At 70.8% G+C, this 17802-nt stretch carries 17 protein-coding genes and 1 pseudogene; 11 read left to right on the top strand and 7 right to left on the bottom strand.

Going from position 1 to position 17802, the window contains the following annotated elements; genetic code table 11:
• Positions 1-30: 30 nt before the first annotated feature.
• Positions 31-414 (bottom strand): hypothetical protein, encoded by a 384-nt coding sequence (locus RF645_RS03620; protein ID WP_368818615.1) that lies wholly within the window; start codon positions 412-414, stop codon positions 31-33.
• Between the two features lie 116 nt (positions 415-530).
• Complete coding sequence (locus RF645_RS03615) at positions 531-986, bottom strand: hypothetical protein (RefSeq protein WP_053447028.1); 456 nt, start codon at positions 984-986, stop codon at positions 531-533.
• Positions 987-1179: 193 nt separating this feature from the next.
• Between RF645_RS03615 and RF645_RS03610 the strand changes: the two genes are divergently transcribed.
• A complete protein-coding gene (locus tag RF645_RS03610; protein ID WP_368818614.1) occupies positions 1180-1761 on the top strand; it encodes a mismatch-specific DNA-glycosylase in 582 nt (193 codons plus the stop codon).
• 51 nt (positions 1762-1812) lie between these two features.
• Here the strand turns inward: RF645_RS03610 and RF645_RS03605 are convergent, their stop codons facing one another.
• Positions 1813-3123: an Nramp family divalent metal transporter gene (locus RF645_RS03605; protein ID WP_368818613.1), complete on the bottom strand. Its 1311-nt coding sequence runs from the start codon at positions 3121-3123 to the stop codon at positions 1813-1815.
• Positions 3124-3223: 100 nt separating this feature from the next.
• Here RF645_RS03605 and RF645_RS03600 point away from each other — a divergent pair, with 100 nt between their 5' ends.
• Positions 3224-4021, top strand: a complete 798-nt coding sequence (locus tag RF645_RS03600) for an alpha/beta fold hydrolase (protein WP_368818612.1) — start codon at positions 3224-3226, stop codon at positions 4019-4021.
• A gap of 35 nt (positions 4022-4056) precedes the next feature.
• Complete coding sequence (locus RF645_RS03595) at positions 4057-4587, top strand: O-acetyl-ADP-ribose deacetylase (RefSeq protein WP_024290956.1); 531 nt, start codon at positions 4057-4059, stop codon at positions 4585-4587.
• Between the two features lies 1 nt (position 4588).
• Here the strand turns inward: RF645_RS03595 and brnQ are convergent, their stop codons facing one another.
• Positions 4589-6025, bottom strand: coding sequence for a branched-chain amino acid transport system II carrier protein (brnQ, locus tag RF645_RS03590; protein ID WP_368818611.1), 1437 nt, complete (start codon positions 6023-6025; stop codon positions 4589-4591).
• Positions 6026-6193: 168 nt separating this feature from the next.
• Between brnQ and RF645_RS03585 the strand changes: the two genes are divergently transcribed.
• Positions 6194-7048 (top strand): arylamine N-acetyltransferase, encoded by an 855-nt coding sequence (locus RF645_RS03585; RefSeq protein WP_368818610.1) that lies wholly within the window; start codon positions 6194-6196, stop codon positions 7046-7048.
• Between the two features lie 4 nt (positions 7049-7052).
• Here the strand turns inward: RF645_RS03585 and RF645_RS03580 are convergent, their stop codons facing one another.
• Positions 7053-7652 (bottom strand): hypothetical protein, encoded by a 600-nt coding sequence (locus RF645_RS03580; protein WP_368818609.1) that lies wholly within the window; start codon positions 7650-7652, stop codon positions 7053-7055.
• A 60-nt stretch (positions 7653-7712) separates the two neighbouring features.
• On the opposite strand from RF645_RS03580, the gene RF645_RS03575 reads away from it, so the two are divergent.
• Positions 7713-8294 (top strand): PH domain-containing protein, encoded by a 582-nt coding sequence (locus tag RF645_RS03575; protein ID WP_368818608.1) that lies wholly within the window; start codon positions 7713-7715, stop codon positions 8292-8294.
• Here the strand turns inward: RF645_RS03575 and RF645_RS03570 are convergent.
• Positions 8269-8490, bottom strand: a pseudogene (locus RF645_RS03570) (arginase family protein); the annotation flags it as partial. The gene RF645_RS03575 and the pseudogene RF645_RS03570 sit on opposite strands and share 26 nt — an antisense overlap.
• 110 nt (positions 8491-8600) lie before the next feature.
• Here RF645_RS03570 and RF645_RS03565 point away from each other — a divergent pair.
• The 4 genes from RF645_RS03565 (at position 8601) to RF645_RS03550 (ending at position 13835) form a co-directional block, all read left to right on the top strand.
• Entirely contained in the window at positions 8601-10823 is a 2223-nt protein-coding gene (locus tag RF645_RS03565) for a multicopper oxidase family protein (RefSeq protein ID WP_368818607.1), read from the top strand.
• A 67-nt stretch (positions 10824-10890) separates the two neighbouring features.
• Positions 10891-11595 (top strand): bifunctional 2-polyprenyl-6-hydroxyphenol methylase/3-demethylubiquinol 3-O-methyltransferase UbiG, encoded by a 705-nt coding sequence (locus RF645_RS03560; RefSeq protein ID WP_235444570.1) that lies wholly within the window; start codon positions 10891-10893, stop codon positions 11593-11595.
• 31 nt (positions 11596-11626) lie between these two features.
• Positions 11627-12538 (top strand): TetR/AcrR family transcriptional regulator, encoded by a 912-nt coding sequence (locus RF645_RS03555; RefSeq protein WP_368818605.1) that lies wholly within the window; start codon positions 11627-11629, stop codon positions 12536-12538.
• Positions 12539-12590: 52 nt separating this feature from the next.
• Complete coding sequence (locus RF645_RS03550; RefSeq protein WP_251714821.1) at positions 12591-13835, top strand: acyl-CoA dehydrogenase family protein; 1245 nt, start codon at positions 12591-12593, stop codon at positions 13833-13835.
• 30 nt (positions 13836-13865) lie between these two features.
• On the opposite strand, the gene RF645_RS03545 is transcribed toward RF645_RS03550, so the two are convergent.
• Positions 13866-15005: an alanine racemase gene (locus tag RF645_RS03545; RefSeq protein ID WP_061711093.1), complete on the bottom strand. Its 1140-nt coding sequence runs from the start codon at positions 15003-15005 to the stop codon at positions 13866-13868.
• Positions 15006-15300: 295 nt separating this feature from the next.
• Here RF645_RS03545 and RF645_RS03540 point away from each other — a divergent pair, with 295 nt between their 5' ends.
• Positions 15301-16875 (top strand): AI-2E family transporter, encoded by a 1575-nt coding sequence (locus RF645_RS03540; RefSeq protein WP_368818604.1) that lies wholly within the window; start codon positions 15301-15303, stop codon positions 16873-16875.
• Between the two features lie 100 nt (positions 16876-16975).
• Complete coding sequence (locus tag RF645_RS03535; RefSeq protein WP_368818603.1) at positions 16976-17776, top strand: cytochrome b5 domain-containing protein; 801 nt, start codon at positions 16976-16978, stop codon at positions 17774-17776.
• Positions 17777-17802: the final 26 nt, after the last annotated feature.

Raw genomic sequence — 17802 nt, 5'->3', positions numbered from 1 at the left:
AGGGGCGGCTGGTCCCCGGCGCCGCCTGCTTCAGCCGGTCGGTAGGCCCAGCGCTCGCAGCGTCTCCAGGACGTTCTCGCGGTCGCCGACGACGAACCTGCGGGTGGCGCCGTCCTGCAGCTCGATCTCCAGGCCCTTGAGCGCCTGCTGGGAGAAGGTGCGCACGACGCGGATCGTCTCAGCGGGAGCCCACCACTGCCCGCCGGGAAGGTTCATGGAGTGCGGTTCGAAGCTCACGCCGTTCGGCCAGATCAGCAGGTGGCCTCCGTCGGCCAGGTACCCGAATCCGCCGGTGATCAGCTGGACCGGGTTCCAGGCCAGCACCTTGCCGAGGCCATCGGTCTCATCGGCAGGGCGCAGGTGGTTGGCACTGAGCCTCAGCAGCGGCTGCGGCGGATTCGGAGAAGCAGTCATGGACAGCAGGGTAGGGGAGGGCTCGGCCGGATGCGGGGCCCAGGGCCGGAGACGACGAGACCCGCACCGCCCTGAGGGGGACGGCGCGGGTCTCGTGCGCTGAGGACGTCAGCCGATCACTGCACTGGCACGACGGGTGCGTCCTCCTCGCCGGGCAGCGGAGCCGTGGCGGTGAAGCCGGGCAGCTGGACGGAGTCGGTGACCTCCTGGCCGTCCTCCACGTAGTTCGCACCCACGAAGTACGAGCCCGGAGACATGTACAGCGGCACCTCGGCCTGGCCGTTCTCATCCAGCGGCACCAGCGGACCCGTGGGCACCCCGTGGAAGGTGATCTGCACATAGTCCTGCACGGTCGGATCGGCCTGCGGGAAGGTCACGACCGCAGCCAGATCCTGGCGGTAGTCGCCGTTGGTGGTCGGCTGGCCGTCAGCGGTGATGACGCCGGTGCCGGTCTGCTCGGCGGCGGGGGCGGACTCCTGGGCCGGGGCGGCGTTGGCTGCCGCGGCCGAGCCGGCCACTGCCGCAGCGGCCAGCATGGGGACGGCCAGGGTTCGGCGGATGCTCTTGCGCATATCTCACACCTCCGTGCGATCAGGCGGCCCCACTTCTTCCAGTGCTTCCTCGGGGCCGCCGGGGGAGTCCCCACCATAGGGAGACGAACCTGAATGTCTGGGCCCTCAACCTGGGAATCCGATCACCTTCCGATAACAATCAGGTGCTTGCAGCCGCATAATCCGCGCCCTTTCGAGGTCATAGCCTGGGGCCATGGGATTCACACGGGTGCAGCTGGAGGAGCACTACGGACGGGAGGTCCCGGACCTGCTGCCCGACCCTCTGCGGCTGCTGTTCGTGGGCATCAATCCGAGTCTGCGCTCCGCGGCCACCGGCGCGCACTTCAGCGGCTCCGGCAACCGCTTCTATCCCGCGCTGCACCGAGCCGGGATCACGGGGCACCTGATCCGGACGGCCAACGGATTCAGCGACGACGACCTGGCGGAGCTGACCTCGCGCGGCATCGGCATCACCAATCTGTGGCCGGAGGCCACGGCCCGGGCGGACGAGCTCACCCGCGAGCAGCTGCGCACGGGTCGGGACAGGCTCACCGCGACCGTCGCGGAGCATCGCCCGACGGTGGTGACCGTCGTCGGGATCACCGCCTACCGCACGGCCTTCGGGCGGCCTCGGGCGACGACAGGGGAGCAGGAGTCTCCGTGGGAGGGGACGCGGCTGTTCGCGGCCCCCAATCCGAGCGGACTGAACGCCCATTCCTCCGTGGACGACCTTGCGCGGGCTTACGGGGAGATCGCCGAGGCCGCGGGAATCGCTGCGGAGTCCGCGGCCGGCTGAGCGGGGCCCAGCGCAGAGGGACCCGCGGCTGTCGTCGGGACCAGCGGGTCGTCAGCCCAGCAGGCCCCCGACGGACTCCACGACCTGCATGGCGGCCAGGAAGCCGAAGAGCAGGAAGCACACCGAGAGCAGGACGTTGGCCGGTGCGCGATTGCGCAGCGTCTCGTGGATCCCACGGCGGTTGAGCAGCACCAGAAGGGCGATGGCCAGCACCGGCAGGATGAAGGCGCTGATCGCCGCGTAGATGAGCACGAGCGTCACCGGCCGGCCGGTGCCCATGATGGCCAGGGCGCAGATCGTCAGGTAGATCAGGGCGATGCGGAACTCGGGCGCCTTGGAGGACATGTCCAGACCCGGGGCGTCCTGATGGGGGTAGCGGCGCAGCACGCGCAGGCAGTCGGCGGTCACGTAGGCGATGCCCGAGAAGCCGCCGAGCACGCTCGTGTAGACCACCGCCAGGAAGCTGAGCAGGAAGACGAGACGCACGAAGCCGCCCAGGGAGGCCCCGAGTGAGTCCGCCATGGCGAACATGGCGCCGTTGTCCGAGATGGTGAAGCCCTGGCCGTAGAGCAGGAACGCCCCGACCATCGTCATGGCCACCGCGAACACGAAGACCACGCCGTAGCTGATGAGCAGATCCGTGCGGATCGTGGCCTTCCACTGCACGCCGCGCCAGGCCTTCTCCCGGATCCAGAACGAGTAGGCAAGGATCCCGGTGGCTCCGCCCACGCCGCCGATCAGTGACAGGACGGTGATCAGGGACCCGCCGGGCATGACGGGCACGAGGGTCTGCGTGGCGATCTCCTGAGCCTCCTGACCCTGGGCCGTGGTGATCGCCAGAGCGACGATGCCGAAGAACATCAGGATGCCGAAGCCCATCATGACCTTCTCGACGAACCCGTAGCGCCCGACCCACAGCATGACCATGGCCGAGGCCAGCACGACGATCGCGGTGGGCCAGAACGGCAGCCCGGGGATGAGGCTCTGCAGGATCATGGCGCACACCGAGACCACGCTGGCGCCGAAGAACAGCCCCACGAGCAGCTCGGCCACGAGGAACACCACTGGGAAGAGGCGCCCGCCGGCGGTGGACATGTGCGACATCAGCGAGCGGTCGCCGCTCATCTGCACGCGGGCCACGGCCTCCGAGAGCACGAACTTGAGCAGGATGCCGACCGTGAACACCCAGATCAGGGCCAGCCCGTGCTCGGCGCCCGAGTTCAGTGTGGTGATCATGTCCGAGGCGCCAACACTCGACAGCGCCAGGACGATCCCCGGCCCGATCAGGCGCAGCCTCCCTCGGGTGGCGCGGGGAGCCTGCAGGGGCTCATGCGGTGCGGCGGCTGAGGGCGGGATGGTCATGGCGCTGTCCTGGGCATCGGCGTCGAGGGCCTTCTCACCCTAGGGGTCCGCGGCCTCGCGCGCCGTTCGGGTGTCGTCACCCGCGGCTATCGTCGATCCCATGTCCGCACTGTCTAAAGCCGCCGAGTCCGTCACGATCTCCACCGTGGGCGATGGCCCCGTCGTCGTCGCGTTCCTGCACGGGCTGATGGGGCGCGGCAAGAACTTCACGCGCTTCGCCAAGGACCTCTCGGCCCAGTGCACGAGCCTGCTGGTGGACCTGCCGAACCACGGGACCTCGGGGTGGACGGACGAGTTCTCCTACGAGGACATGGCGGACACGGTCGCGGAGGCCCTGCGCGCCAAGGCCGGAGGGCGGAAGATCATGCTCGTGGGCCACTCCATGGGCGGCAAGGTCGCCATGCTGATCGCCCTGCGCCACCCGGAGCTGATCGAGCGGCTCATGGTCGTGGACATCTCCCCGGGCCGTTCCTGGGAGGGCGGCGGCGAGTTCCCGCACCTGCTGGGCAGCCTGCGGGAGCTGGACCTGGCGAACGTGGAGAACCGCGGCGACGCCGATGCCAAGCTGGCTGAGGCCATCCCCAAGGACTCGGTGCGCCTCTTCCTGCTGCAGAATCTGCGCTACTCGGACGGCGCCTGGGGGTGGCAGCCGAACCTCGAGCTGCTGTATCAGTCCCTGGAGGAGATCGGCGGCTTCCCCGTCACGAACCAGAGCTTCGACGGCCCCGTGCTGTGGGTGGCCGGCTCGGAGTCCGACTACGTCAGCGAGGCCCAGCTGCCGCTGATGTCCCAGCTCTTCCCGCGCGTCGATCTGCGCACGGTCCAGGGCGCGGGCCACTGGGTGCACTCGGAGAAGCCGGAGGAGTTCGAGCAGCTGCTGCACGAGCTGATCGACTGAGCGGAACGGGAGCGCCCCCGCGTAGGCTCGACGTCATGGAGCTTCGCATTCAGCCCGGTGACATCACGACCATGGACGTGGACGCGGTGGTCAACGCGGCCAACTCGTCCCTGATGGGCGGCGGGGGAGTGGACGGCGCGATCCACCGCGCCGGCGGCCCGTCGATCCTCCAGGAGTGCAAGCAGCTGCGCGCCGAGCAGCTGCCGGACGGCCTCCCCGCGGGCCAGGCCGTGGCCACGACGGCCGGGGAGATGCCCGCACGCTGGGTCATCCACACCGTGGGGCCCACCTATGCCAAGACCATCGACAAGTCCGAGACGCTGGCCTCCTGCTATCGGGAGTCCCTGCGCGTCGCCGCCGAGATCGGCGCGCGCACCGTGGCGTTCCCCGCGATCTCCGCCGGCGTCTACGGCTGGCCCATGGACGACGCCGCCCGCATCGCCGTCGAGACGTCGGAGGCGATGCGGGCGGAGGTGGGGCAGCAGATCGACGAGGTCGTCTTCGTGCCCTTCGGAGAGTCCGCGCAGCAGGCCTTCCGCACCGCGCTCTCGAACCTGGCGGACTGACTCAGGAGGCGGCGTCGACCCGCTCCTGAGCGGCCTCCTGCGACTCGCCGCCCACCGGAACGGGGTCGGAGGCCCCGCGGGCCAGGTCCACGACGAACCCGACGACGGCCGCGACGACCGTGGGCACGACCCAGCCCATGCCCTGCGCGTGCAGAGGCGTCCAGCCGATCAGCGTCTCGATCGGGTCGGCGCCCACACCCAGATCGCGCAGCGTCATGAGCGCGGCCCACACAATGGCCACCGCCAGGGCCAGGCGGAACGTCAGGTTCAGGCGCCGGCGCGTGAGCGGCTCGATCAGGGTGAGCAGGATCAGCGTGATGCCTGCCGGGTAGAGGAAGCCGACGATCGGTCCGGCGATGGCCAGCACCGTCTCCAGCCCGGCGGTGGAGACCAGGAACGCGATGACCGTGAACAGGATCGCCCACACCCGGTAGGACAGGGCCGGGACCAGCTTGTGGAAGAACTCCGAGGTGGCCCCGATCAGCCCCACGGAGGTGGTCAGGCAGGCCAGCACGACGATCAGCCCGAACACCACGGCCCCGGGTCCGCCCAGCACCTGGACGGCGGCCTCGGCCAGGAGCGAGGCGCCGTCGGGGTGGGACTGGCCCTCGGGCATCCGCAGCCCCACGATCGCCAGGCCGATGTAGACGGCGGCCAGCAGGACGCCGGCGATCACGCCGGCCAGGCTGACTCCGCGCACGATCGCGGGGCCGTCGGAGACGCCCTTGGCCCGGAGGCTGGCCACCACGATGATCCCGAAGGCCAGACCGGCCAGCGAGTCCATGGTGTTGTAGCCCTCCAGGAAGCCCGTGACGTACGGGGCGGAGGCGTACTCCTCGGTGGGGCCGTGGCCGGGGGCGCTCAGACGCAGCACAGCCATCGTGATCAGCACCACGAGCAGGATCAGCAGCGCCGGGGTCAGGAAGCGTCCGAGCCGGTCCACGATCCCGCTGGGGTCGAAGGCCAGCAGCAGCGAGATCCCGAAGAACACGGCGCTGAACGCCACGGCGATCCACAGGGACTCCTCGCCCAGGTAGGGGGCGACGGCCGTCTCGTAGCTCACCGACCCTGTGCGCGGCAGAGCGTAGAACGCGCCGATCGACAGGTACACGAGCACGGTGAACACGACGCCGAAGACCCGTCCGCCGCGGTTGGCCAGATCCTGCAGATCGCGTCCGGTGACGGCGATGGCCAGGATGGCCAGGACCGGCAGCAGGACGCCGGTGCTCAGGAAGCCGAGCAGGGCCGGTGTCGTGCTGGAGCCCGCCTGAGCGCCGAGCATCGGCGGGAAGATCAGATTCCCGGCGCCGAAGAACATCGAGAAGAGCATCAGGGAGGCGACCAGCACGGCGCCGGAGCGACGGCCGCTCGAAGCGGTCTCTGTGCTCTCCGGCGGCGGTGCGGAGGCGTGGGAGGAAGGGGTGCTCGAAGGGGACATCCGTCCATCATTCCAGCCGGAGGGCGTCGGAGGAGCCAGCGCGGACCGGGGAGACCCGTCTGACCTAGGCTCGGCTCAGCGCCGACAAGCGCCGACAAGCGCCGACAAGCGCCGACAAGCGCCGACGAGCGCCGACGAGCGTCGGCGCGCGGCTCGTAAAGGAGCACCATGCCCGCCGACCTCACCGGATCCTCGTGGCGCACTGAGGACTTCGACATCCCCGCCTATCTGCAGCGGATCGGCATCGAACCCGGCCCCGCGAGCCTCGAGCTGCTCGAGGCCGTGCACCAGGCGCACGTGCGCACGCTGCCGTTCACGAACGTCGACATCCTGCTGGGCACCTACCCCGGTGCGGCGCCGGCGGCCGTGCAGCGGCAGCTGATCGAACGACGCCGCGGTGGCTACTGCTTCGCCCACGGGCAGCTGATGGCCGCGGCCCTCGAGCACCTGGGATTCGAGGTCACGCGCCACCTGGGCCGGGTGGGCTCCCCGGATCGGGCGCGCACGCACACCTCGCTCGAGGTCCGGCTCGACGACGGTGCCTGGTTCGCCGATCCCGGCTTCGGCTTCAGCATCCGCGGCCCCATGCCCCTTCGCGACGGCGCGGTGCGCGACGAGGGCGGCCGGCTCTTCGAGCTGAGCCTGGTGGGGGAGGGGCCGTCCACGGGCTGGGCGCTGCACCGCGACGGCGAGTTCCAGCACGTCTCCGACAGGCTGCCCGTGCGCCCGGTCGACATGCACACCGGGGACCAGATCACCTCCGGCGGCCTCGCCCCTGGCCCGTTCACCGTGATGCTGATGGCCAACCGCTGGACGGATGAGGGCCACGTCTCCATCACAGACACCACCCGGGTGGTGCGCGCCGACGGGAAGCCGACGCAGCACCAGGAGATCACTGCGCGCGAAGCCGTCGACGCCGCCGTCGATCTCGGGATCGAGCTCAGCGGTGCCGAGCGCGAGGCGCTGAGAGAGGTGCTCATCGGGCTGCGGCGTCGGCGGGAGGCCGCCGAGCTCTCGAGCTGAGTTCTCAGCCGAACCGGCGGTGGGCGGCGCGCAGGGTCTCCAGCAGCTGCGTCGGTCCGTCGCCGATCTGGGCGGGGATGGCTCCGCGGCCCGACTCGATCTGCGTGGCGCGCTCGGCCCAGCTCGGGCGGTGCGCCGGATCGTCCAGGGCGGCGCGCTGCTCGTCGATCCGTCGGGCCGCTGCCGGGCGCAGCGTGTAGAGAACGTGCCCGGCCGCCCCGGGCAGCGACCCGTGGGCCGGGGCGAAGGCGACGATCTCATCCCAGCGCAGCTGGTGCAGAGTGGACCAGGTGCCTTCCGGCCTGTGCTCGAACACCAGGGACTCGTCCGTGAGGATCAGCTGGAGGCCGCAGCGGCGGATGCCCAGAGCGCGTCGCACCGCGAGGCACCCGAGGACCACGAGCACGGCACCGAGCCACAGTCCGGGCCGCAGGAAGATCTGTGCGACGGACTCCAGCCCGCGCCCGGCCTGCGCGCACAGCAGCGCCCCGACGGCCGAGACCATCAGACCGCCCAGAAGCCTCAGGGCGGTGCGGCGCGGGTTCGAGGGGATGATCAGCAGCCCGTCCTCCTCGAGGATCGCGAGCTGCTCCGTGCTGTGCATGGGGCCAGCGTAGGCATCGCACGCATGGCAGGGTGGAATTTGCTGAGGTAAACTCGGACTATGGCATCCGCACAGAGGGACCAAGGCAGCGTCGACGCGGGCTTCGTGTTCTACTCCGCGCGCTGCCATGTCCTCTTCCGGGTGCTCGCGGCGCTGTGCATCGGCATGCTCCTCGTACTGGCGGGCATCGTGCCGACCATCGTGCTGGCCAACGGGAGCTGGCGAACGGGCATCGTCCTGGTCGCTGTGATGGTGCTGCCGACAGCGGGGCTGTGCACGCTGCTGTGGATGTCGCAGCTGTGGCGCTTCACCGCCACCTCGCGTGGCCTGGTCGTGCGCAGGATGGGGCGCACTCGCCAGATTCCCTGGCCGGCGGTGGATCATCTCGAGGTCGACAGGAGCTTCTACTGGTCAGGCGCCGTGGTAGTGGTCCTGCGCGACGGTCGACGGCTGCGCTCGAACGGCACTTCCACGCGAATGACCATGCACCGCGGGGAGCCGATCGTGATCGACTTCCACGGCTGGCATGCCCCAGCCCGTCCGTTCCACGTGGCCGCGGAGATCCACCAGCGGTACCTGGCTGGTGAGTTCGACCGCGAGCTCGCCGCCAGCGGTCTCACCGGGTCCGCGCTGCCTCGCTGAGGATCGTGTGGATCAGCCGCGCGGCGGTGCGCGCCGTGCGGGAGTCCACGTCGAAGGCAGGATTCAGCTCGACCACGTCCGCGTGGCGCAGCTTACCGGATGCCGCTGCCGCCTGGCAGGCCGCCAGGATCACATGCGCGGGCACGCCGAGCCCGGCCGGGGCACTGACTCCGGGAGCCACCGAGGCCGGGAGCACCCTCCGAAGGTTCCGATCGCACAACATTGCAGCCGATAATATTGTGCGATCATGAATCACGGAGAAGGGTGAGAAGCGCACGCCGCTCACCTCGCCGAAGGGACACTGCCATGTCCGATCGATCCGCCTCTGCCGACCGCCCCGCCGCCGGCTCCTCCGCACCAGCTCCTGATCCTGCCGCGACTCTGCCCGAGCCGGGCACCCTCGAGTACGCGTTCCTGGCCGCCACCGGCTCGGCTCCGCCCCTGAGGGACGTGGAGCCGGGCCCGCAGGCGCCTGCTCCGGAGGCTGCTCCCCCGGAGGCCGTCCGCCCCGAGACCGCCCGGCCGGCGCCGTCCCGGGCCGGCGGCCCCGTGCCGTCGAACCTGATCCTGAAGAAGTTCGTCGACCGGCTCCCGATCCCGCCGGTGCTGCGGGCCTCGCGGCGTCCGTCGGGGCGCGGTCTGGAGATCCGCGCGGACGTGGTGCGGACCAGGCTGCATGCCGAGCTGCCGGAGACCGAGATCTGGGGATGGGAGGGCTTCTGCCCGGGGCCCACGATCGAGGTCGAGCGCGACCAGGCCCTCGAGATCGACTGGGTCAACAGCCTGGGCGACCGCAAGGGCGCCCCGGCTGCGCTGCCCTACGACGTCGTGCGCGTCCCGCAGCGGTCGGAACCTGGGCTCCCGTTCAACGGCGACCTCACCGAAGCCGTGAGCCCCGGCGGCTGGTCGGCATCGCGCGGCAGCGGACCGAGGGCCTTTCCTGCCCTGCCCGGCACCGAGCAGCTGCGCGGCTGGATCTCCGTCCATGTCCACGGCGCGCTGACCAACGGCCACGACGACGGCTGGGCGCACAACGTCCTGGCCCTGGGCGATACCGCCCGCACCCGCTATCCGAACCGGCAGAGCGCCCGGACCATGTGGTACCACGACCATGCCATGGCCGTGACTCGCTTCAACGTGTACGCGGGACTGGCCGGGTTCTGGCTGATCCGCGACAGGAACGAGCGCTCCCTGGGGCTTCCCGACGGGGAGCGCGAGATCCCGCTGATGATCGGGGACCGCAATCTCGAGACGTCTCCTGCGGGCCGTGGGCCAGGGGGCCTCACCGGACGGATGCTCTACAAGCAGGCGGGATTCACCTTCACGCCCGGCGGGCAGCCCGGGGAGGTCCCGATCGTCGGGCCGTACAGCCTGGTCAACGGGAGGATCTGGCCCTTCGTCGACGTCGAGCCGCGCTGGCATCGGCTGCGGCTGCTCAATGCCTCGAACTCCCGGGTCCTGCGGCTCGCGCTGCACGACCCGCGCCGCGATCCGGCAAGGACGGAAGGCTCCCGGGATGCCCAGTGGGCCTCGGGCGATGCGCAGGTGCGGGCGGCGCGCAAGGCCGCCTCGCGGCTGAGCGGGCGCCTGGTCGTGATCGGTGCGGATGCCGGACTGCTGCCGGCCCCTCACCGGCCTTTCGGCGACACGGTCGTGCTCGGGCCCGGCGAGCGGCTGGACGTGCTCGTGGATCTGCGCGGGCTCGAGGAGACCGCCGTCGAGCTGCGCAACGAGGACGGGGTGCTGCACGCCGTGCCGGGGGATGCGGAGGCCTCGATCCTGCAGCTGCGCGTGGGCCGCGCCCGCGGACGCGGCCGCGAGACGTGGGAGCCGCCGGCGGTGCTCGACCGCTCGTTCCGAAGGTATGAGCACCTGGAGGGAGGGCGCCTGCGTGCCGGCCACGAGATCGTGGAGCACCACGAACACCTCTGGGTCGGGATCATCCCGCCAGGACCGGCCGGCGGGGTGCACCCGGAGATGTGGGAGCTGGCGGAGATCCCGGCGGGCGAGACTCTGCCGGAGCGCGAGCTCATCCAGGTCGTGGAGCACGGCGGAGCGGTCCGCTCGCTGCGCCCGGTGGCCAAGCTCTTCGACGACGCCACGACGATCCGGCTGAACCGCGGGGACTGGGCCGTGTGGCACTTCCTGCACCTGGGCGGACCGGCGCATCCGATGCACATCCACATGGCCGACTTCCAGGCCATCGGCCGCCGCCGGATCGACCCGGCCTCGTGGGATCCGGTGCGGGCCCGCACCACGGCCCCGCTGGTGGGAAGGCCCGTGCCGCCGGAGGAGTTCGACGATCTGGTGCGCGCGCCCAAGGACACGTGGACCATGAACGCCGGCGAATGGTACAGCGTGGCCGGGCACTTCGAGGGGGCCTCGGGCAGCTTCATGTACCACTGCCACATCCTGGATCACGAGGACCACACGATGATGCGCCCCTTCACGGTCCTGCCGCGGGACATCATGACCTTCCACGCCGGTCACGGATCGTCCGAGCACGACGGCGGGCACCACCCGCACTGAGCGCGGCGACGGGTGCGGGCGGCCCCGGCGGTCCGGCCCGCACCCGTCGCGGTTCATAATCGTGGTCATGAGCGATTCGATGAGCACCCCGCAGCCGCACAGCCACTCCCACGACCATGACCACGGCGGGGGAGAGGACCTCGAGCTGCTGCGCCGCGGGAACACCGCCGAGGCATGGGATGCGATCTACTCGCCCGCCGAGCGTCGCTGGAGCGGCCAGCCGAACCAGGCGCTCGTGGCCGAGGTCGCCGGCCTCGAGCCCGGCACCGCGCTCGACGTCGGCTGCGGAGAGGGCGCCGACACCGTCTGGCTCGCCCAGCAGGGGTGGCAGGTCACCGGCCTGGACATCTCCGGGGTGGCCCTCGAGCACGCCCGCGCCGCGGCGGAGGCCGCCGGTGTGCAGGCCGAGTGGATCCACTCCGGGCTCGACGACGTCGAGCTGCCCGAGGATGGCTTCGACCTCGTCTCGGTGTTCTACCCGGCCCTGCCGTCGCAGCCCGAGGGCGTGAACCTCATCGCGCTGCTCGGCGCAGTCGCCCCGGGAGGCACGCTGCTGTTCGTCGGCCACGCGGACATCGACCCCGAGGAAGCCCGGGCTCGCGGCTTCGATCCGGAGGACTACCTCTCGATCGACGATCTGGAGGCTGCGCTGCAGCGCTCCTCGCGCTGGGAGATCGCCGTCCGCGAGCGTCGTCCCCGCCATGTGGAGGGCGGCGCCGGCGGTGGCCACACGCACGACGAGATCCTGAAGGCGGTGCGCTCTGCGGACTGATCCTCGGCGGGGCTGGTAGCGTCCCGAAGCCATGGACCCCGCGCAGCAGCAGCCCGTGAGCGAGACCTCTGCGGCAGGAGGGCGCTCGCGCCCAGTCGCCCCGTCGTCGAAGCCCTCAGTCGATCCCGTACGCGCTGCGGAACCCGCCGAGGACGACCTGCGCACCCAGTCGGTGCGCTGGGCCGTCGAGCTGTTCGAGCGCGAAGGGTTCGAAGCCACGAGCGTGGCGGACATCGCCGCCGCGGCGGGCATCTCCCGAGCCACCTTCTTCCGTCAGGTGGGCGGCAAGGAGGACGCGGTCTTCGCCGATCACCCCCCGCTGCTCGAGCGCATCGAGGCTTGGATGCTCCAGCGGCTCGCGGAGGACGGAGCGGAAGCGCACGTGATCGTGTGCGAGGCTTCCCTGCAGGTCCTGTCCCACCTGGCTCGAGACCTTCCGGCGGCCCGGCGACGCTACGGCGTGGTCCGCTCCGTGGCGGCTCTGCGCGAGCGCGAGATCGTCACCGAGCGGCGCTACGAGCAGCTGTTCGTCCAGACCCTGCGCGCCCACCTGCCGCAGGCGGATTCCCTGGGCACCGTGGTCTTCGCCGCCGCCGTGACCGCGGCGCACAATCACGCGCTGCGCTCTCTGCTGCGCGATGAGCATGCCCAGCAGCCGCAAGCCGTCGACGCGGCCGTCGAGTCGCTGCGCGCAGCCCTCAAGGATCTGCGCGCCCGGCTGGCGACCGGCTCGGCGGGGCTCGGCGGCGAAACCGGCGAAGACGGCGATGGCCACGGCGACCCGGGCGCGCACGACGGTCCAGGCGTGCTCGATGGAGGCAGTCGGGCGGACAGCTCTGCGGCGGATGCGGTGACGGTCGTGGTGGCCACGGCGCCGTCGTCGTCGGGCTCCGGGGTCGATGTCGACGCTGTCGTCGAGAAGGTGCGCAGAGCTCTGAGCTGAGGTGATACTGCGTCTCATTCCATTTGATACGCAGTATCGCTAGAGTGGGGCCATGACTGAGACCCCGCTTCCCGGCGCCACCGAGCCCGAGTACTCGGTGACCCACGCCCTGGACATCGACTACTACAGCCTCTTCACGCAGATCCCGGAGGCCGACCGCGAGCTCTGGGAACGGGCTCGGGAGGTGGGCACCGGGCTGCAGGAGCGCATGGCCGCGGCGTGGGACGCCCACGAGTACCCGCTCGAGGCTGTTGCCGCGCTGGGGGCCGCCGACCTGTTTGTCGACGGGCTCGAGCACCCCCTGCTGAGCGAGATGTCCCCGCTGGGGGCCGGGCTCGTGAACATGGAGCTCTCCCGCATCGACGGCTCGCTCGGCACCATCGTGGCGGTGCAGGGCGGTCTGGCCCTGCGCAGCCTGATCCTGCACGGCAGCCCCGAGCAGCAGCAGCGCTGGGCGAAGCCGCTGGCTTCAGGCGAGGTCTTCGGCGCCTTCGCACTCACCGAACCGGATCACGGCTCGGACTCCGCGCAGCTGGAGACCGTCGCCGAGCGCACGGCCGAGGGATGGACGCTGCGCGGGGCCAAGAAGTGGATCGGCAACGGGGCCGCCGGCGGGATCAGCTTCGTGTGGGCGCGCGTAGTCGACGATTCCGTGCCCGAGGGCGTGCCCGGGGCCACCGGCTCGGTGCGCTGCTTCCTGATCCCGCAGGAGACGCTCGGCTACCGCGCCGAGGTCATCAAGGGCAAGGGCGCTCTGCGCGCGATCGACCAGGCGCTGATCCGCCTGGAGGATGTGAAGGTCCCCGCAGATGCCGTGCTGCCCGGCTCCACGAGCTTCCGCGACGCCTCGCGCGTGCTCTACGCGACCCGCTCCGGGGTGGCCTGGTCCGCGCTGGGCCACGCGACCGGCTGCTTCGAGTCCGCGCTGTCCTACGCCAAGCAGCGACGCCAGTTCGGCAAGCCCCTGGCTGAGCATCAGCTCGTGCAGGAGCGGCTGACCCGCATGCTGTCCATGCTCACGTCCATGCAGCTGTACTGCTCCCAGCTCGCCGCCTCCGAGGCCGGAGGGCATCTGCGGCCCACCCAGGCCTCGCTGGCGAAATACCACAACACCCGCACGGCCCGCGCGATCGCCGCCGAGGCCCGCGACCTCATGGGCGGCAACGGCATCCTGATCGACAACGGGGTCATGCGCCACCTGGCGGACATCGAGGCGATCCACACCTACGAGGGCACCGAGTCGGTGCAGGCGCTGCTGATCGGCCGAGACCTGACGGGCTTCAGCGCGTTCGCCTGAGCGCAGGCGTCGTCGTCGGGTTCGAGCGCTTCAGCTGTTGAGCCCGCGGGCGGCGACCTTCCACGAGCCCAGCACGGCCCCGCCGTCGATCACCGTGACGGAGCCGATGAGGTTCAGGGTCAGGCACACGTGGTTGGGGATCACGCGCAGCTGCTCGCCCATGGCCGGCAGCGCGTCCTCGGACGGGAAGACGACGGTCGCGTGGTGCTCGGACAGCGCCGTGATCCGCGCCCGCGGGTGGTTCGGCAGGCGCCCGTACCCGGTGGCCCACGCCGGGCGGTCGCTGCCGAGGACCTTCGAGCCCGCGTCCAGCACGATCCGGCGCAACGACGGTCCGTCGTCCTCCGCTTCCTCGTGGTCGTGGCGGGAGATGACGGTGGCCGCGACCGACAGGGACACGTCCTGGATGCCGATGCGCCCGAGCTCGAGCTGCTGGGCGTCGCCGAAGACGTAGACGCCCGGGCGGATCTCCTGCGCCGCCGTGGGCTCCTCCACCTCGGCGGTGGGGCTCGAGCCGCCGCTGACGTGCACGATCTCGTGGCCGGCCTCGCGCAGCTCTCGGGCAGTGCCTGCAAGGATCGCGCTCTCCTGGGTGGCCGCCGAGGACTGCTCGCCCGGGGCGTAGCTGTGCCCCGGGAAGGTGAAGAGGCCGTCCAGTCGCACGCCCAGCTCCCGGGCGCGCTGCGCGATCGGCAGGGCGTCGTCGGGCAGCACGCCGCTGCGGTGGTGGCCGCTGTCCAGCTCCAGGGACACCGAGAGCGGCGCATCGCCCAGCTCGCGGGCGATCTGCTCGACGGCCTCGACCGAATCCGTGCCGATGCGCAGCCGCGTCTTCTCCGCCAGCAGCTTCAGCCGCACGGCCTTGCGCATGTCGACCCACAGGGGATAGGCGATGAACAGGTCCTCGATGCCGGCACCGGCGAAGACCTCCGCCTCGCCGATCGTGGCCACGGTCAGGCCCACCGCACCGGCGTCGATCTGCCGGCGGGCGATCTCCGGGATCTTGTGCGTCTTGGCATGCGGGCGCAGCATCAGGCCGCGCCGAGCCGCCGAGTCGGCCACCCGAGCGATATTGGCATCCAGGATCCGACGATCCACCACCACCGCAGGCGTGGACAGGGGAAGATCCGGCAGGTGCTGGGCGGGGAAGTCGGCATGAGCTTCGGTCATGGCCCGACCCTATCTGCGTGCGCCCGGGTCCTGAGCCCCCACCCGACTGCCCGAATCCGAACCGCACCGCCACCGACAGGCCGAGTCGTCACCGGTTCCGGCGGCTTGCGGTGAGGAAGCGGCCACCGGATCCAGGAGCGGTGGGCAATCGGCCAGTCGCTGGAGGGGGAGCGGCGATGCGGCCGCTCGGGCGCCCGGACATCTACGCGACATCAGCCGGGTCTAGGATCTGCTCGACGGCCGCAGGGCCGCCCGTGCGTCGCAGCCGCGGCGCCGCTGCCCCACAGGAGCCTCGATGTCCCCGGCTGAGCCGCACGGAACCCGCAAGACCGACCGCTCGACGCTCGGTGAGCCCGGAACAGCGTCGTCTGTGCGGTCGAACTCGAGTGCCGGATCACCTGAATCCACAGGACCCACGGCCACGGATCATCCGGCCGATGAGCCCGCCGGTCTCGCGGATCTGCTGGACGAGCAGCCGGTCCAGGAATCCCCGGAGACGGGGGTGCCTGCCGAGGACCGCACCACCCTGACCCCGGTCGAGGCCTTCGAGGCCGCACGCGACGGATCCCCTGATGACGGACAGCCACAGGGACAGGAAGAGGCGACCGGGCCGACCCTCGACACAGCCGCTTCGATGCGCGGGGGCGAGGCCGGGTCGCGTCGTCTGGTGCTGATGCTGGTCGGGGTGGCGGCGGCACTGCTGGCTCTGGAGGGGATCAGCCGCTACGCCAGCTTCATCGCCCCGGTCTTCTTCGCGCTGAACATGGTGATCATCGTCCACCCCCTGCACGCCTGGCTCGTGCGAAGGCTGCGGTGGCCGGTCTGGCTGGCCGCGATCACCGCTCTGGCAGTGGTGCTGATCGCGCTGCTGGCCTTCTTCTACTCCATGGGATGGGCGATCTTCGCGCTGCTGACGGCATTGCCCGGCTACTCCGGAGAGTTCGCCGCGCTGGGCGATGACCTCATGCAGTGGCTCGCGCAGTTCGGCGTGACGACCGAGACCATGGCGGCCAACATCGAAGCCAATGTGCCCGACATCGTGGGCTTCTCGACGGAATGGCTGCTCGATGTGGCCTCGAACGTCTCCGGAGTGGCCACCATGCTGGCGATCGTCATCACCGCGATCTTCTTCCTCACCCTGGACTCCATGACCATCCGCCGGCGGATGGGCGTGATCCTGCTGCAGAAGCCCCTGGTGGGCCGCGCGCTGCTCAGCTTCGCCGCCGGGGTGCGCAGGTACTGGATCGTCACGACGGTCTTCGGGCTGATCGTGGCGCTCATGGACCTGGGCTACCTGTGGGCCCTGGGGATCCCGCTGGCCGGTGTCTGGGCGGTGCTGGCCTTCGTGACGAACTACATCCCCAACATCGGGTTCGTCATCGGCATGATCCCGCCGACCATGATGGGCCTGCTCGAGGGCGGCTGGCTCGATGCGCTGGCCGTGATCCTGGGCTTCAGCGTGATCAACCTGGTCATGCAGTCGTTCATCCAGCCCAAGTTCACCGGCGACGCCGTGGGAGTCACCCCGATGGTCTCGTTCGTCTCCGTGCTGCTGTGGTCGCTCGTGCTCGGCCCGCTGGGGGCGCTGCTCGCCCTGCCGGCCACGCTGCTGGTGAAGGCCCTGCTCGTGGATCCCAACCCAGACGTGCGCTTTGTCAACGCGCTGATCGCCTCCTCGCCGGAGGACGGGCTGTCGTCGGCGGCCGCCGAGCAGGCCCGTGCCTCCCGCGGCGCCCTGGCCCGTTGGATCAGCGGGACCACCCGACGCCGGCGCCGCCCCGCACCGGTGGCGGGTCGCAGCACAGCGGAGGCGAGCGACTCGACGCAGGCCTCGGAGGCGCCCGCAGCCTTGGCAGACGAGCGCTCCTGACCCGTCACGGAAGCTTCCCGCGTCAGCGACGTGCGGGGTCTCACTCCACTGAGTCCGACAATTTGAGGGACGCGTCATCTTTTTCTCGTACCGTGGAAGCATGAACTCGCAGATTCCCCTGCAGACCAGTCCGTTCACCGCCGTAGGCGACCTTCCTCTGCATCCGCTCGTGGTGCATCTTCCGGTCGTGGTGCTGCCGCTGACGGCCATCCTGCTGATCGTCGCGGCGGTGGTGCCAGCCGTGCGCCGACGCGTCCTGGGCCTGTCCGTGATCGGCGCCGCGCTCGGGCTGGCCGGGGTCATCCTGGCCCTGATCTCCGGCAACGCCTTCGCCCAGCAGGTCGGCATGCCGCAGCAGCACGCCGACGCCGCGAACCGCCTGCTCGCGGCCTCGATCGCGCTGTTCGTGCTGACGACGGCCTGGTGGATCAGCCGGGTCCTCGCCGACCGGAAGCAGCGCGCCGAGGTCGAGGGCTCGGGCGCAGGTGCGCTGCCGACGGTCCTGGGCGCGCTGAGCGCTCTGACGGGCGCGGCCGTGCTGATCTTCGCCGTGCAGACCGGTCACACGGGCGCCCAGGCCGCGTGGTCAGGGGCCATGGCCACGAACGACCCTGCGGGCACCAGCGCCGAGGAGTCGTCCTCGGCCGCCACCGAGTCCGAGGCTGAGACCGACACGATGGATGAGGTTGCCGAGCACGACGGCGCCGAGTCCTGCTGGGCCGCGATCGACGACGGCGTCTACGACCTCAGCGACTGGATCGCCCAGCATCCCGGGGGTGAGGGCGCGATCGAGTCGCTGTGCGGGAGCGACGGCACCGAGGCCTTCACCGGCCAGCACGAGGGCAGCGATCGGGTGGCCGAGCAGCTCGCGGAGTTCAGGATCGGCGAGCTCGCCGCCTGAGCCTGCTGGCGCACTCAGCGCAGTCC

Source organism: Kocuria sp. CPCC 205260 (assembly GCF_040981045.1).
Classification (GTDB): Bacteria; Actinomycetota; Actinomycetes; order Actinomycetales; family Micrococcaceae; genus Kocuria; species Kocuria palustris.
The sequence above is the reverse complement of the archived record's forward strand: the minus strand, read 5'-3'. Positions and strand labels throughout refer to the sequence as shown.

What these genes read in the sequence shown, in the direction of transcription:
- RF645_RS03620 (WP_368818615.1), bottom strand. Translation starts at nt 414, where the DNA reads ATGACTGCTTCTCCGAATCCGCCGCAGCCGCTGCTGAGGCTCAGTGCC.
- RF645_RS03615 (WP_053447028.1), bottom strand. Translation starts at nt 986, where the DNA reads ATGCGCAAGAGCATCCGCCGAACCCTGGCCGTCCCCATGCTGGCCGCT.
- RF645_RS03610 (WP_368818614.1), top strand. Translation starts at nt 1,180, where the DNA reads ATGGGATTCACACGGGTGCAGCTGGAGGAGCACTACGGACGGGAGGTC.
- RF645_RS03605 (WP_368818613.1), bottom strand. Translation starts at nt 3,123, where the DNA reads ATGACCATCCCGCCCTCAGCCGCCGCACCGCATGAGCCCCTGCAGGCT.
- RF645_RS03600 (WP_368818612.1), top strand. Translation starts at nt 3,224, where the DNA reads ATGTCCGCACTGTCTAAAGCCGCCGAGTCCGTCACGATCTCCACCGTG.
- RF645_RS03595 (WP_024290956.1), top strand. Translation starts at nt 4,057, where the DNA reads ATGGAGCTTCGCATTCAGCCCGGTGACATCACGACCATGGACGTGGAC.
- brnQ (WP_368818611.1), bottom strand. Translation starts at nt 6,025, where the DNA reads ATGTCCCCTTCGAGCACCCCTTCCTCCCACGCCTCCGCACCGCCGCCG.
- RF645_RS03585 (WP_368818610.1), top strand. Translation starts at nt 6,194, where the DNA reads ATGCCCGCCGACCTCACCGGATCCTCGTGGCGCACTGAGGACTTCGAC.
- RF645_RS03580 (WP_368818609.1), bottom strand. Translation starts at nt 7,652, where the DNA reads ATGCACAGCACGGAGCAGCTCGCGATCCTCGAGGAGGACGGGCTGCTG.
- RF645_RS03575 (WP_368818608.1), top strand. Translation starts at nt 7,713, where the DNA reads ATGGCATCCGCACAGAGGGACCAAGGCAGCGTCGACGCGGGCTTCGTG.
- RF645_RS03565 (WP_368818607.1), top strand. Translation starts at nt 8,601, where the DNA reads ATGTCCGATCGATCCGCCTCTGCCGACCGCCCCGCCGCCGGCTCCTCC.
- RF645_RS03560 (WP_235444570.1), top strand. Translation starts at nt 10,891, where the DNA reads ATGAGCGATTCGATGAGCACCCCGCAGCCGCACAGCCACTCCCACGAC.
- RF645_RS03555 (WP_368818605.1), top strand. Translation starts at nt 11,627, where the DNA reads ATGGACCCCGCGCAGCAGCAGCCCGTGAGCGAGACCTCTGCGGCAGGA.
- RF645_RS03550 (WP_251714821.1), top strand. Translation starts at nt 12,591, where the DNA reads ATGACTGAGACCCCGCTTCCCGGCGCCACCGAGCCCGAGTACTCGGTG.
- RF645_RS03545 (WP_061711093.1), bottom strand. Translation starts at nt 15,005, where the DNA reads ATGACCGAAGCTCATGCCGACTTCCCCGCCCAGCACCTGCCGGATCTT.
- RF645_RS03540 (WP_368818604.1), top strand. Translation starts at nt 15,301, where the DNA reads ATGTCCCCGGCTGAGCCGCACGGAACCCGCAAGACCGACCGCTCGACG.
- RF645_RS03535 (WP_368818603.1), top strand. Translation starts at nt 16,976, where the DNA reads ATGAACTCGCAGATTCCCCTGCAGACCAGTCCGTTCACCGCCGTAGGC.